The organism is Streptomyces sp. HUAS YS2 (genome assembly GCF_033343995.1).
In the GTDB taxonomy this organism is placed as follows: Bacteria; Actinomycetota; Actinomycetes; order Streptomycetales; family Streptomycetaceae; genus Streptomyces; species Streptomyces solicathayae.
In genome coordinates, this window is sequence record NZ_CP137573.1 from 1,262,943 (window position 1) to 1,277,595 (window position 14,653).

Below are 14,653 nucleotides of genomic sequence, written 5' to 3' on the forward strand. Positions count from 1 at the left end.
GGTGTACCGCCATGGATGTCACCGTCGCCAGGCCCGGCGAGCTCACCGGTGCCGACCTGTCCGCATGGCGCGCCATGCAGAGCGCCGATCCGGCGCTCCAGAACCCGTTCCTCTCCCCCGAGTTCGCCCGGGCCGCCGGGCGGGTGCGCCCCTCCGCGCGGGTCGGGGTGCTGAGGGACGGCGGACACCGCCCGGTGGGCTACTTCCCGTTCGAGCGGCGCCCGCTGGGGCTCGGCACGCCGATCGCGACCGGACTCTGCGACTGCCAGGGCCTGATCCACGCCCCCGGCACCCGATGGGACGCGGCCGAGCTGCTGTCCGGCTGCGGGCTGCGGCTGTGGGAGTTCGACCATCTCACCACGGGCCAGACGCCTTTCACCGGCGGCGAGGTGCGCCGCGCCGGGTCCCCGGTCGTCGACCTGTCGGACGGGTACGAGGCCTACCGCGACCTGCTGCGCGCCCGCTCGAAGGGGTTCCTGCGCGGTCTGCGCGGCAAGGAGCGGCGGCTGGAGCGGCGGGCCGGGGAGCTCCGGTTCGTCTTCGACGAGCGGGATCCGGAACCGCTGGAGGCGCTGATGCGCTGGAAGTCCGCTCAGTACCGGGAGCGGAGCCGGGTCGACCAGTTCGCCCGGCCCTGGGTCGCGGACCTGGTGCGGGAGCTGCACACGACCCGCGCGGCCGGCTGCACCGGGCTGCTGTCCGTGCTGTACGCCGGCGGGCGCCCGGTGGCCGGCCACTTCGGGCCGTGCTCACGGCAGGTGCTGTGCTGCTGGTTCCCCGCGTACGACGCGGAGTTCGCCACCTGCTCGCCCGGCATGCTGCTGCACCTGCGGATGGCGGAGGAGGCGGCGGCCCGCGGGATCGGCCACTACGACCTGGGCAAGGGCGCCGAGCGCTACAAGGACGACCTGAAGACCGGTGAACTGCCGCTGCTGGAGGGGCGGGTGAGCAGCGGTACGCCGTCGGCGGCGCTGCGCCGGTTCCAGGCGGACGCGGCGCACGGGCTGCGCCGGGCGGTCGCGGGCAACACGGTGCTGCGGGGGATGGCGCTGCGGACGATGGCCGGGGCGGGCCGCCCGCTGGCGGGGCTCGCGCGGCTCAGGGGCTGAGGTCGGGGGCGGTCGGTGCCGCCGGTCCGGCCGGGCCGTCCGGGCCGTCCGGGCCGTCCGTTGTGCGGGTGGCTCGCAGCAGGACGACTCCACTGTCGCCGTACTCGGGCAGCGTGCGGTCCTTGCCGAGCCGGGTGATCCGCAGTTCCTCGGTGTGCGGGGCGAACACGGCGCGGACGGCGTCCTCGTCCACCGGGATCGCGGGCCACCTCGGGCCCGTACCGATGCGGTAGCTCGGCATGTTCTCCATGAACGCGGCGACCAGACGGCCGCCGGGGCGGACGGACCGGATGAACAGGCCGCACAGGTCCCGGAATTCGCCGGCGTCCTCCGTCACGCTCTCGGCGACGAAGTTCATGGAGGCGGCATCGTACGTCCCGGCCGGCACGGACCGGGCGTCCGCGTGGACCACGCGCACACGGGCCAGGGCCTCGGTGAGCCGTTCCGGGAGGCTCGGGTCGAGGCCGCGGCACACCGCCCAGAACGGCTCCCAGCTGGCGTCGGGGGCGGTCAGCTGGGCGCGCAGGTACGCGACGCTCGCGTCGCTGGGCTCCAGGGCGTCGATGCGTCGGCTGGCTCCGGCGGCGAGCATCAGCGGATACAGGTTGGGCCCGGCGCCGAACTCCAGCGACCGGGCGAGGGTGCCGGGCGGGAACTGCCGGTAGAACGCGGAGTGGTGGGCGATGACGCCCCGGTCGACGGGGTGCAGCTGCCGGTAGTTCTCGGCGAGGTAGTCGCCCACGGGCCAGGCGTTCCAGTCGGCCTCGCGGTTCCGCCGGGCGCCGGAGGGTCCTGCTGGGCCTCCGGCGGGCCGGCCGGTCACCGGCGCCGTCCTTCGGTGTCCGCCGCCGATGCCTGCCGGGCCGGTCCGCCGTCCACGCGGCGCAGCGACTCGTTCCCGGCCAGCTCGGTGAGCGCGGAGTTGAGCTGGTCGACCTCCTCGTCGGTGTTGCGGGCGGTGACCTGCACCCGGAAGCCGACCTGGCCGCGCGGGACGAGCGGGTACGCGGCGAGCGTGACGTAGATGCCGCGCGCCCACAGCAGCGCGGCGACCTCCTCCAGGCTCTCGCCGTCGCGCAGGGGGAGCTCGATGATCGGCAGGCCGTCGGTGTTGGGGGTGACGACGCCGAGGCCGTGGATGTGGTCGAGCACCCGGGCCGTCTTGCGCTGCAGGTCGCCGCGGATCACGTCGCCGCGCCGGTCGTTGACGTCGAGTCCGGCGAGGGTGGTGGCCAGGGAGGCGGTCGGCGAGGGGCCGGAGTACAGGTAGGGGGCGGCGGCGACCTTCAGGTGGTTCTTCAGTCCCTCGGGGACGGCGAGGAAGGCGAGCAGCGAGGAGTACGCCTTGGAGAACCCGCCGACGAGCACGATGCCGTCGTACGACTCGCCGAAGTGCCGGACGATGCAGTTGCCCCGGGATCCCCAGGGGGACGTCTCGTCGGACCGGCGTTCGCCGATGAGGCCGAAGCCGTGCGCGTCGTCGACGTACAGCAGCGCGCCGTGCTCGCGGCAGATCGCAGCCAGGGTGGGCAGGTCCGGGAAGTTGCCGCTCATGCTGTTGACGCCGTCCATGCAGACCACGCGGGGGCCGGAGGCGGGCGCCGCGCGCAGGAGTCCGGCCAGTTCGTCCGGACGGTCGGAGTGGAAGCGTTGGACGGTGGCGCCCTGGCCGCGGGCGACCACGCAGCCGTCGTACACGGTGCGGTGCGCGGTCGCCTCGACGAAGATCTGCCCCGAGTCGGAGAGCACCGGGATGACGGACTGGTGGATCAGCGTGATGGTGGGCAGCAGCAGGGTGTCCGGAGCGCCGAGCAGGGCGGTGAGCCGTTCCTCGATCATCGGGTAGAGGCGGGGGCTGCCGATGAGCCGCGACCAGCTGGGGTGGGTGCCCCAGTGCCTGACCTGGGGGTCGATCGCGGCCATGATCTCCGGGTCGAGGTCGAAGCCGAGGTAGTTGCAGGAGGCGAAGTCGACGAGCCACTCGTCGCCGACCCGCAGCTTTCGGCCGCTGACCTCGTCGATCACCGCGTCGCACATCCGGGTGCGCTGCCGGAGTCGTTCCAGGTCCCGCCACCTGGGCTCGCGGCGGACCGTGCCCCGCTCGGCGACGGGCTCGACGAGGCGCGCGGGGCGGGAGCGCCGCGCGTGCTCGGGTCCCAGGGCGGGCGCCTCGTACAGGAAGCGTTCGGCCTCGCGGGCGGCCATCGGCCGGGCGTAGTAGAACCCCTGCCCGTACTGGCATCCCATGCCGGCGAGGAGGGCCCGCTGGTCCTCGTTCTCGATGCCCTCGGCGACCACCCGGAGGCCGAGGACGTCGGCGATGCGGACGATGCCCTCGACGAGGGCGACCTGCTGGTGGTCGGTGGTGATGTCGTCGATGAACGACTTGTCGACCTTCAGGATGTCGATGGGGAAGTCCCGCAGATAGCTCAGCGAGGAGAACCCGGTACCGAAGTCGTCGATCGCGATGGAGACGCCGAGTTCCTTGAGCGCCCGCATGGTGATGCGGATCTGGTCGTCCTGCCGCATCAGGACGGTCTCGGTGAGTTCCAGGACGAGGGAGCCGGCTGCGAGCCCGGAGGAGTCCAGGGCATGGCGCACCTCGTCGAGGAATCCCGGGTCGCGGAACTGCCGTGCGGAGACGTTGACGTTGGCGTACAGCGGCTGGGACGGGAGCAGCCGCTGCCAATGGGCGATGTCGGCGGTGGCGTGCTCCAGGACCCACGCGCCCAGCGGGGTGATGTGGCCGCTCTCCTCGGCGAGGGTGATGAACTGCTCCGGGGGCACCATGCCGCGGCGCTGGTGGGGCCAGCGGACGAGGGCCTCGAAGCCGGCCAGCGCGCCGCTCGTCACGTCCATGATCGGCTGGTAGCGCAGGGCGAACGCGTGCTCGGCGATCGCCGAGTCCAGTCCGGCCTGGAGCTCGTGCCGGGCGATCAGGCCGGTGTGCTGGTCGGGCTCGAAGCGCCGCCAGCGCTTCTTGCCGGCCGCCTTCGCCGCGTACAGGGCGAGGTCGGCGTGACCGAGGAGTTCCTCGGCGTCGGCGCTGTCGCGGGTGGTGGCCACGCCGACGCTGGTGGAGGCGGAGACCGCGCCGTCGGTGAGGTGGAAGGGCTGGCTGAGCGTGCTGACGATCTGCGAGGCCAGGGACTCGGCGTCGCGCACGTCCTTGGCGCCCTCGATGAGGACGGCGAACTCGTCGCCGCCGAGCCGGGCTGCGGTGTCACTGAGTCGGAGCGCGGAGGTCAGCCGGCGGGCGACGGCGACGAGGAGTTCGTCGCCGACCGAGTGGCCCATGGTGTCGTTGACGACCTTGAAGTCGTCGAGGTCGACGAAGAGCACGCAGATCAGCGTGCCGTCGCGGCGGCCGCGCAGCAGGGCGCGTTCGATCCGTTCCAGGAGCAGCACGCGGTTCGGCAGCCCGGTGAGCGAGTCGTGGAAGGCCCGGTGGGTGAGTTCCCGTTCCAGCTGCCGCTGCTCGGTGACGTCCCGCAGGGTGAGGACGAGCCCGTGGACGGTCCGCTCGTGGCGCAGGTTGCTGCAGCGGACCTCGACCTCCAGGTGGCTGTCGTCGCCGCGCAGCACGCGCCAGTCGTCGCGGGCGTCGGCGTCCTCGTGGTTGCGGACCTCGTGCAGCGTGCGCAGGGCGCTGCCTGAGTCCCGGGCCGCGAGCAGATGGACGAGCGGGGTGCCGGGGAGGAGCACGCGGCCGAACATGGTGTCGGCGGAGGGGCTCGCGTACCGCACGGTGTTGTCGTCGTCGACGATCAGGATGACGTCCGAGGTGTTGTGCACGAGGGTCCGGAAGTACGCCTCGCTGGTGCGCCGGTTGACCTCCTCGCTGAGGCCGAACCGTTCGATGGCGAGCGCGGCCTGGGAGGCGAGCGACTGGGCCGGACCGGCGATCTCGTTGATCTTCTTCTCGGGGCCGGTGAGGAGCAGGACGCCGAGCAGGGGTTCGCCGCCGGCGGGCGCCTGGAGGGCCAGCGGGCAGAGCAGCGCCTGCGGCATGGGGTCCAGTACGTCGGGTCCGAGGGCCTCGACGACGGCGGGCTGGAGGGAGGCGGTGGGGACGGCGCGGGCGCCGTGCGCGAGAAGTTCGGAGAGCTGGGCGCCGGGGACGGCGGAGAGCACGGCGACCGAGCACTCCCAGGGGGACTCCGGGGTGGGCACGGCGTGCAGCAGCCCGCGCGGGCCGCGCACGAACAGCATCGCGCGGTGCTCCACGCCGGAGCCGAAGAGGGTGCCCGCGGCAGCCTCGACGGCACTCGCCACCTCCCGTGGGCTCAGTGCCGCCACCAGGGACGCGGCGGCCACCCGCAGGCTGCGCTCGCGGGCCTCGGCCCTGCGGTGGTCCGCCATCATGTGCCAGAGCCGGACCAGGACCAGCAGGAACATGATCGCGGAGAAGATCGCGATGACGGCGATGTCCTGCGGCCGGTCCCGGCGCAGGGCCTCGTAGAGGAGCAGGGCCGGGGCGACGAGGGAGGCGGCGGCGAGCAGGAACAGCCGGCGTTCGGCGTCGACGTGGGGGGCTTCGGGCGCCGTCTCGGTGAGGCCGGTCATCGTCGGGTGCAGGGCCGCGAGGCCCCAGGCGGTGAAGAAGAGCACCCAGCCGAGGTCGAGGACGGTGCCGACCTGCCAGGTCCCCCGGAGCTGGAGCACCCCGTAGACGACGTCGGACGCGAGGATCCCGCAGGTGCCGAGCGTGAGGAGCTGCACGGCGCGGGAGCGCAGCCCGCCGCCGACGAGCAGCCGGGCGACCATCGCGAGCATGAGGACGTCGCCGAGCGGATAGGCGATCGAGATCGCCTTCTCGACCCACGTCATCTCCTCCATCTTGGCCAGCGGGGTGATCAGGTTCACCCAGGACAGCAGGGCGAGGCCCGAGGTCAGGATGAGCGCGTCGAGGGCGACGGCGAGGTCCCGGCCGGCGGCCCGGTAGCGGATGAAGCCGTAGAGCCCGACGGCGAAGAGCGGGTACGTGGCGAGGTAGCAGGCGTCCGCGAGGGACGGGAACGGCCGGGTCGCGCCGAAGAACGCCTCCAGCGCGTTGTAGACGGTGTCCCCGGCGACGAAGGTCAGATTGGCGGCGGCGAGCAGCAGCCACGGCCAGCGCCGGGAGGGACGGTGGATGTGCACCCCGGTGAGGATCGCGGCGACACCGCTGAGCCCGATGAGGGCCCACAGGATGGTGTGCCGGGACGGGACGGTGAGGTACGCGGTGACGAGGCCGAGGACGGCGAGGACGTAGACGGCCGTCCAGCGCCGCAGGGGCGTGGCCGTGGAGATCGCGTGGACGAGGTGCCGCCGGTGCATCGTCCACCGCACCCGTACCAGGTGGAGGATCCCCGTGGCGTGGGTGCTCTCCCGGTCTGTGTCGAGTCTGCGCACGTTCACCTGCCGGTGGGGTCGGCCTGGTGCCGCCCCGCGGACGTAGGGAATTGAGCTCGTGAATTGCCAGGAATGACCTGAATATACTGACACGCTATATTTACGTCGTATACATATACTTTGCTCCCCTTTCCGGACAGGGGTCAAGGCGGATGGCGGATCATGCGGAACCCGGCCGGCGGCGACGCGAGCGGCTGAGCCGGGAGCGAGTGCTCGCGGCGGCGCTCGGCCTCGCGGACCGCGAGGGCCTGTCCGCGCTGAGCATGCGCCGGGTCGCCGCCGAGCTGGGCGTCGAGGCGATGGCCCTGTACCGCTACGCCCCCGGCAAGGAGGCGCTCCTCGACGGCCTGGTGGAGGCCCTCTACCGGGAGCTCGCGGAGGCCCTGGCCGCCGCCCCGGCCGAGGACGCGACCTGGCGCGACGAGGTCCAGCGGCAGGCGCGGGAGACCTACCGGGTCGCCCTGCGCCACCCCAGGGTGGTCCCGCTGCTCGCGACCCGGATGCTCGCCGTCCCGCTGGCCCGCCGCCCCCTCCCCCTGCTGCTCGACCACGAACGCACCCTGGAGCTCCTGGAACGGGCCGGCCTGGACGAGTCCGCCGCGGCCCGGGCGCACCGGGCGATCACCGCGTGGGTCCTCGGCTACGTCTTCGTCGAGCTGCGCGCGGTGGTCGACAACCCCGACGAGCCCGACCCCGCCTTCCGCCTCGGCCTGCACCTGATGCCGGCCGCCGACCTGCCCCGGCTGCGCCGCGCGACCCCCGCCCTGGCCACCCCCGCCGGCGAGGCCGGCCTCACCACCGGCCTCGACACCCTCCTCGACCACTTCGGCCCGGATGCGGGCTCCGCTTGACCTTGACACGGTGACAAGGTCTTCACTGTGGCCGAGGAGGTGGTCCGGATGACCACGCCGAAACAGGACACGAACACGCTGCGCGCGCTCCAGGCGCTGGAGCACGACAGCTCCTCGGTCCGACTGCGGGCGGCGCTCACGGTCGGCACGGCCCCGGACCCGGGGTTCGTCGGCACGCTCGTCGAACGCTGCGCGATCGAGCCCGAGTTCTCCGTGCGCGAGATGCTGACCTGGGCGCTCACCCGCCACGCGGCAGCGGCGACGGTCCCGCTGCTCGTCGGCGAGGTCCGCTCGGCGCGAGCCCAGGCACGCAGCCAGGCGCTGCACACGCTGTCCAAGATCGGGGACCGGCGGGCGTGGCCGGCGATCACGCCGGCGCTGCTGTCCGACGCCGACGACGAGGTGGCCCGGAGCGCCTGGCGGGCGGCGGTCGTCCTCGTACCCGAGGGCGAGGAGCGGGCGTTGGCCGAGAGACTGGCGACACAGCTGGGGCGCGGCGAGCGCGAGACGCAACTGAGCCTCAGCCGGGCGCTGATCGCGCTCGGGGAGGTGATGCTGCCGGTCCTGGACGCCGCGACGTCGCACCCCGACCCGCGGGTGCGCGCGCACGCCGTGGCCACGGAACGGCTGTGGCACGATCCTGACGCCGGGTTCGAGTTCGCCGCGGAGGAGGCGAAACGGGTCGTCGCCCTCGGCGCGGCGGGCGGGACCGGCGAGGCCGGCGGAGCCGACGGGACCGGCGGGGCGGAACAGGAAGGGGCGGTGGACGGTGCTGATCGGTGACGTCGCGCGACGGTCCGGCGTCAGTGCCCGCATGCTCAGGCATTACGAGGCGCTGGGCCTGGTCCGGCCGACGGGACGCACCGACTCCGGCTATCGGGAGTACTCCGCCGACGACGTCCGGCGCATCTTCCACATCGAGAGCCTGCGGTCATTGGGGCTGTCGCTGCGCGACGTCGGACGCGCGCTCGACGACCCCGGCTTCAAGCCTTCGGAACTCGTCGACGACCTCATCGGCCGGACGCGCGAGCGCATCGCCGCGGAGACGGAGCTGCTGGCACGGCTCAACCGGATCGGCGCGGCGGACCCCGCCGGCTGGGAGGACGTCCTCCAGGTCGTCACGCTCCTCCAGGCGTTGGGGTCGAAGAGCGCGCTGACGCGGCAGCGCGCGGCGCTGTCCGCGGTCGAGGAGGTTCCGGTGCCGGTGGAAGCGCTGGTCGAGGCCGTACTGAACGAGTCCGACCCGATCGTCGCCGGAGCCCTCCGCTGGGCCCTGGCCCAATCCGGCGGCGACGGACCGGCCCTGGTGGCGGAGGGCCTCGGCTCCGCCCGGGCCGAGGTGCGCGAACGCGCCGTGCGGACCCTCGCCGAACTCCCGGACGACACGGCCGGCGCACTGCTGCGGGACGCCCTCGCGCACCCCGACGTCACGGTCCGCCGGTACGCGGCCCTGGCGCTCGGGGCCCGTGGCGTGACCGACGCCGTCCCGACGCTCATCGACATGATCGCCGACGGCAGGCACGACACCGACGCCGCGGACGCCCTGGCCGCGCTGGCGGCCGACCCCGCACAGGCGGACCGCATCGCCACCGGCCTCGTCGACCGCCTGACCCGCGCCGGCGCGGGCTCGCTCGGCCGCCGGCGCCTGACCGAAGCACTCGCTGACATCCCGGGCGACGTGCCGTCACACGCCCTCGCGGACCTCGCCCACGACGAGGACCGCGCGGTCGCCCTGACCGCGACCTACATCCTCGGGCTGCGCGGCGCACGCGGATGAACCTTCCCGGCGCGCCGGCACCGGTTCGGCCCGATCGGCCGGCCCGCCCCGCGCGGGGTGCCGGGCGGCCTGCGCCTCGGGCGTGAGGCGGTCGGTGGTCACAGCCGCCGTACGCGCAGCACCCCCGTCAGCATCGGGAGAGTGAACTCGCCCTGGGCGGTCGCCGGTTCGCTCGCGAGGAAGGCGCGCGGATCAGGCCCAGCACCGCCGCTCGCTCCTCCTCAAGCATGACGAGCATGCCCGCCCGCGTCCCGAGCGTCGCGACGAGGGAGTCCGCGGTGCGCAGCCGCGTACGATCGACCACCCCGCCTACCGCGGATCGGTGACCTCGATCTCCCGCTTGAGGATCTTGCCGGTGGGGCCCTTGGGCAGCGCCGTCGTGAAGGTGACGATCCGCGGGTACTTGTACGCCGCCACCCTCTCCTTGACGTGGTCGCGGATCTCCTCGGCGGTGGCCCGGGCGCCGGGCAGGAGCGTGACCACCGCGGCGATCTCCTCGCCGAGTTCCGGGTGCGGCACGCCTACGACGGCGGCCTCGGCGACCGCCGGGTGCTCGTACAGCACCTCCTCGATCTCCCGCGGGTAGACGTTGTAGCCGCCGCGGATGATCAGATCCTTCTTGCGGTCGACGATGAAATAGAAGCCGTCCTCGTCGACGCGGGCCAGGTCGCCGCTGTGGAACCATCCGTCGCGGATCGCGTCGGCCGTGGCCTCCGGTCGGTTCCAGTAGCCGGTCATCACGTTCTCGCCGCGGATCGCGATCTCGCCGACCTCGCCCTCGGGCACCGGGCCGCCGTCCTCGGCCACGAGCTTCATCTCGACCCCGCGCACGGGCTGCCCGATCGAGCCCGGCTTGCGCGGCCGGTCGGGGTGGTTGAAGGCGGCGACCGGCGAGGTCTCCGAGAGGCCGTACCCCTCCAGTACGGTCACGCCGAAGCGGTCCTCGAAGCCGCGCAGCACCTCGACCGGGAGCGAGGCGCCGCCGGAGACGGCCAGGCGCAACCGGCCGGCGTCGAAGCCTTCGGGGAGTTCGGCGTGGAGCAGCGCCGCGTACATCGTCGGGACGCCGAGGAACACGGTGACCCCGTCGCGGGCGATGATCTCCAGGGCGCGCCGCGGCTCGAACTTCGGCAACAGGGTGAGCGTGGCGCCGGCGGCGACGGCGGTGTTGAGCGCGCAGGTCTGACCGAAGGCGTGGAAGAAGGGCAGGCCGCCGAAGAGCACGTCGTCCGGTCCCGCCTGGACGAGCGTCGCGGCCGTGGTGGCCGTGTTCGTGGCCAGGTTCCGGTGCGAGAGCTCGGCGCCCTTCGGCGTCCCCGTCGTGCCCGAGGTGTAGAGGATGAGCGCCGGGTCGTCCTCGGTCCGGTCGACCGAGCCGGGCATCGGTTCGTGCGCGCGCAGCAGGTCGTCGAAGGCCACCGGCTCGGTCACCAGGCAGGCGGTACCGGTCTCGCCGGCGGCCTTCGCCACCTCGTCGGCGAAGAGCGGGGAGGCCAGGACGAGCCGCGCCCCGCAGTCACGCAGGGTGAAGGCCACCTCACGGGCCCTGAGCAGCGGATTCATCGGCACGACCACGCCGCCGGCCCGCAGGATGCCGTAATAGACGACGGGGAACAGCGGGACGTTGGGCAGGGTCATCGCGACGCGGTCGCCGGGCTCGACCCCGCGGTCGCGCAGGAGGGCGGCGACTCTGGCGCTCGCGTCGTCGAGCTCGGCGTACGTGAGCGTGTGGTCGTCGTGGCGTACGGCGATGCGATCGCCCCGGTGCGCGGCGGAGTCCACGAGGAACGCGGCGAGGTTGGTCATGTCTGCGGTCTCCTTGGGTTCCGATCGCGCGGGTTCCGATCGCGAGGGATCTCATCGCGAGGAGATCACATCGCGGGCGAGATCACATCGCGGAGGAAGTCACGTCCCGGGCGCGATCGCATCGCGGGGGACGTCACGTCGCGGGACGACGAATCGGCGCCATGCTAGGCCGCCGCTCCCTTCGATGCTTGCCTCCAGGTGACATCAGGCTTTACTTTTCGGGACAGTTTCCGGACGGCCACAGTCCTGGAGGGTGTGCATGAAGCCCCTGGTCCGCACCGCAGCCCTGAGCGGCTATGTCGAGCTGTGCCGCTCCCTCGGAGTCGATCCGCAGGAACTGATGACACGGGTCGGCCTGGACACCGCCGCCCTCGCGGCCCAGGACCGGTGGATCTCCGGCGCGGCGACGGTCGAGCTGCTCGAGCTGTCGGCGGCGGCCTCGGGACACGAGGACTTCGGCGTGCGGATGGCGCAGCTCCGGCGCTTCTCCAACCTCGGGCCGGTCAGTCTGGTAGTGCGCGAGGAACCCGACGTGCGCAGCGCACTCGGTCTGCTGATCCGTCATCAGCACATGTACAACGAGGTCCTGCACGCCCGGCTGTCCGAGGGCGACGGGCTGGCCACGCTCAAGGTCGACCTGCGGCTCGGCGAGGCGATCGCGGCCCGGCAGGCGACGGAGCTGGCCGTCGCCGCGTTCCTCCGGATCCTGCGCGAGTTCCGGGCCACCGGATGGCAGCCGCTCTCCGTCTGGTTCACGCACCCCGCGCCGGCGGACACCGCCACGCACCGGCGCTTCCTGGGACCCAGGGTGGAGTTCGGCCGCGAGTTCAACGGCATCGTCTTCTACGCGGACGACCTCGACGCGCCCAACGCGATGGCGGACCCGCTGCTGCTCGAATACGCCCGCCGGTACTTCGAGGCGATCGCGGTCCCCCGGGACACCACGGTCGCCGACCAGGTGCGGGAGCTGATCGAGGTGCTGCTGCCGAGCGGTCGCTGCTCGATCGAGCAGGTCGCGCGCAGCCTCGGCGTCGACCGGCGCACCGTCCACCGGCATCTGGCCGCCTCGGGCGAGACGTTCTCCTCGCTCCTCAACGCCACCCGCACGCACCTGGCGGAGCAGTTCGTCGCCAACCCGCGCCGCTCGCTGACGGAGATCGCCGAGCTGCTGGGCTTCTCGTCGCTGAGCGCCTTCTCGCGCTGGTTCCGCGAGCGCTTCGGGTGCAGCCCGCGGGCGTGGCGCGGCGACCCCGGTGTCCGAAGCACCCCGAGGACCGACGTCCCCAAATGACAAGTTATCCGTCCCTGTAGGTGAAGCGATCACCCGCGCCCGCCCCTACCGTGGCACCACCGCCAGGCGCGGTCGGCCCCCGGAGGAGAGCCGCGACACTCGATCGCCTGCATCGCCGTACGCCCCTCCACGTCCCCTCCGGACCGGTCGACCGCAACGGGGCCGCGATGCGCCGCGCCCCGCCCTCCCGGCGAGTGATCACCGATCCCACGAAGGAGACGGAACCGTGCACTTCCACGACGACTCGCTCTTCCCCGAGAACCAGGAAAAGCTGGTGATCCAGGCTGCCCCGTACGGGCCGGAGTGGCTGCCCGGGGACGCCGAGGACCTTCCCCTGACCATGGACGAGCACGTCCAGGCGGCCGTCGACTGCCACAACGCGGGCGCCACAGTGCTCCACATCCACGTCCGTGAGCTCGACGGCAAGGGCTCCAAGCGGATGTCCATGTTCAACGAGTTGCTCGGCCGGCTGCGCGAGGCCGTGCCGGACATGGTCCTGCAGATCGGCGGCTCGATCTCGTTCGCCCCGGAGGACGAGGGCAGCGAGGCGAAGTGGCTGAGCTACGACACCCGCCACCTGCTGGCCGACCTCACCCCCGCGCCGGACCAGGTGACGATCGCGATCAACACCAGCCAGATGAACATCGTCGAGATCATGACCGACGACGATCTGGAGGGCACCTCGATCGGGAAGCCCGAGTACTACCAGGCGTACCGCGACATGGTCGTCGAGGCGGGTCCCGAGTTCTATCTGGAGCACCTGAAGCGCCTGCGTGCGAACGGCATCCAGCCGCACTTCCAACTCGCCACCCTGGCCCAGCTCGAGACCGTGGAGCGGCTCATCCGGAGCGGGGTGCACACCGGACCGCTGATCCTCAACTACGTGGCCATCGGCGGCGGTTTCGCGGGCCGGCACCCGGCCGACCTGATCGAGTTCGTCCGCCGTACCCCCGACGGCGCCGTCCTGACCGTCGAGAGTTCGATGCGCGCCGTCGCGCCGATGAACGCGATCGGCATCGCGCTCGGCGTGCACGTCCGCGTGGGCAACGAGGACAACCTCTGGCGGCGCAAGGGCGAGCGCATGACCACCGTCGAGCAGGTCGAGCAGATGGTGCAGATCTCCGAGGCGCTCGGGCGCGACATCGCGAGCGGCGCCGAGGCCAGGAAGATCTACCGGCTCGGCGAGCACTACGCCGACGCGGACGAGACCCTGGCCCGCCTCGGCATGGTGCCGAACCGCCGCCCCGGGCAGCGCGGCTTCATGCTGCGCGAGGTCTGACGCGGGGGCCGTCGGGCCCCGCACACGGTGCGGCACCGACGGCCCTGTCTTCCCCCGGACATCCAACTCATCCGAAAACGGAGCACGTTCATGGCTCACGCCATTCGTTTCAAGGAGACCGGCGGTCCCGACGTCCTGCGCTGGGAAGAGGTCGTCGTCGGCCGGCCCGGCCCGGGCGAGGTACGGATCCGGCACGCAGCCGTCGGACTCAACTTCGCCGACACCTACTTCCGCACCGGCCTCTATCCCGCGCCGCTGCCCGCCGGACTGGGCGTCGAGGCCGCCGGGGTGGTCGAGGATGTGGGTGAGGGCGTCACCCACCTCGCCGAGGGCGACCGGGTCACGTACACCGGAAGCCCGCTCGGGGCCTACAGTACGGAGCGGGTCATGCCCGCCGGCTCGCTGATCCGGCTGCCGGACGGCATCGGCTTCGAGACCGCCGCCGCGATGACCATGCGCGGCCTCACCTCCGCGTACCTGCTGCGCAGGATCCACCCGCTCAAGGCCGGCGACACGATCCTGCTGACCGCGGCGGCGGGTGGCGTCGGCCTCATCGTCTGCCAGTGGGCCAAGCTGCTCGGGCTGACCGTCATCGGCACGGTCTCCACCGAGGAGAAGGCCGAGCTCGCCCGCGCCCACGGTTGTGACCACGTCGTCCACTACCGGCGCGAGGACGTGGCGGAGCGGGTACGCGAACTCACCGACGGCGCAGGGGTCCCGGTCGCCTTCGACAGCGTCGGCAGGACCACGTACGCCGCCTCGCTCGCGTCGCTGCGCCGCCGCGGCCTGCTGGTCTGCTTCGGTACGGCCTCCGGGCCGGTCCCGCCGATCGACGCCATGCAACTGGCCGTCAAGGGCTCCCTGTTCGTCACCCGGCCGGCGCTCGCCGACTACATCGCGGACCCCGCCGAGCGGGCCGAGCTGGCAGGCGAACTGTTCGACCACGTCGCGTCCGGCCGTATCGCCATCGAGATCAACCAGCGCTACGCGCTCGAGGACGCCGCCCACGCCCACCGCGCACTCGAGGCGGGCGGGACCACGGGCTCGTCGGTCTTCGTCCTCTGAGCCCCGGTCCCCGTCCCCGTCCCCGTCCCCGTCTCCGTCTCCGCCCCGCGCCCCCACCACCCTCTCGACGAGGAGGAAGCA

The 14,653-nt window shown here is 72.7% G+C and carries 10 protein-coding genes; 7 read left to right on the plus strand and 3 right to left on the minus strand.

All coding sequences use genetic code 11. The features are described from left to right. Positions 1-11 precede the first annotated feature (11 nt). The gene (locus R2D22_RS05835) at positions 12-1,109 is read left to right on the plus strand and encodes a GNAT family N-acetyltransferase (RefSeq protein WP_318101689.1); all 1,098 of its coding nucleotides are present in this window, start codon (positions 12-14) and stop codon (positions 1,107-1,109) included. Here R2D22_RS05835 and R2D22_RS05840 read toward each other — a convergent pair. After that, positions 1,099-1,932, minus strand: coding sequence for a class I SAM-dependent methyltransferase (locus R2D22_RS05840; protein WP_318101690.1), 834 nt, complete (start codon positions 1,930-1,932; stop codon positions 1,099-1,101). The genes R2D22_RS05835 and R2D22_RS05840 overlap by 11 nt on opposite strands. Then, positions 1,929-6,503, minus strand: coding sequence for an aminotransferase class I/II-fold pyridoxal phosphate-dependent enzyme (locus R2D22_RS05845; RefSeq protein WP_318101692.1), 4,575 nt, complete (start codon positions 6,501-6,503; stop codon positions 1,929-1,931). Before R2D22_RS05845 ends, R2D22_RS05840 begins: the two co-directional genes overlap by 4 nt. Before the next feature lie 152 nt (positions 6,504-6,655). On the opposite strand from R2D22_RS05845, the gene R2D22_RS05850 reads away from it, so the two are divergent. Genes R2D22_RS05850 through R2D22_RS05860 form a run of 3 tightly spaced genes read left to right on the plus strand, consistent with a single transcriptional unit; the run spans position 6,656 to position 9,131 of the window. After that, positions 6,656-7,354: a TetR/AcrR family transcriptional regulator gene (locus R2D22_RS05850; protein WP_318101693.1), complete on the plus strand. Its 699-nt coding sequence runs from the start codon at positions 6,656-6,658 to the stop codon at positions 7,352-7,354. 48 nt (positions 7,355-7,402) lie between these two features. Continuing rightward, complete coding sequence (locus tag R2D22_RS05855; protein WP_318101695.1) at positions 7,403-8,137, plus strand: HEAT repeat domain-containing protein; 735 nt, start codon at positions 7,403-7,405, stop codon at positions 8,135-8,137. Then, a complete protein-coding gene (locus tag R2D22_RS05860; protein ID WP_318101696.1) occupies positions 8,124-9,131 on the plus strand; it encodes a MerR family transcriptional regulator in 1,008 nt (335 codons plus the stop codon). The genes R2D22_RS05855 and R2D22_RS05860 overlap by 14 nt, the downstream gene beginning before the upstream one ends. Positions 9,132-9,440: 309 nt before the next feature. On the opposite strand, the gene R2D22_RS05865 is transcribed toward R2D22_RS05860, so the two are convergent. Further along, positions 9,441-10,937, minus strand: a complete 1,497-nt coding sequence (locus R2D22_RS05865) for a long-chain-fatty-acid--CoA ligase (protein ID WP_318101697.1) — start codon at positions 10,935-10,937, stop codon at positions 9,441-9,443. 259 nt (positions 10,938-11,196) lie between these two features. Between R2D22_RS05865 and R2D22_RS05870 the strand changes: the two genes are divergently transcribed. From R2D22_RS05870 to R2D22_RS05880, 3 genes are all read left to right on the plus strand, one after another. Beyond that, entirely contained in the window at positions 11,197-12,228 is a 1,032-nt protein-coding gene (locus tag R2D22_RS05870) for an AraC family transcriptional regulator (RefSeq protein ID WP_318101699.1), read from the plus strand. 226 nt (positions 12,229-12,454) lie between these two features. Next, entirely contained in the window at positions 12,455-13,507 is a 1,053-nt protein-coding gene (locus R2D22_RS05875) for a beta-keto acid cleavage family enzyme (RefSeq protein ID WP_318101701.1), read from the plus strand. Positions 13,508-13,597: 90 nt separating this feature from the next. Further along, on the plus strand, positions 13,598-14,572 hold the full coding sequence (locus R2D22_RS05880; RefSeq protein ID WP_318101702.1) for a quinone oxidoreductase family protein: 975 nt from the start codon (positions 13,598-13,600) through the stop codon (positions 14,570-14,572). Positions 14,573-14,653 lie beyond the last annotated feature (81 nt).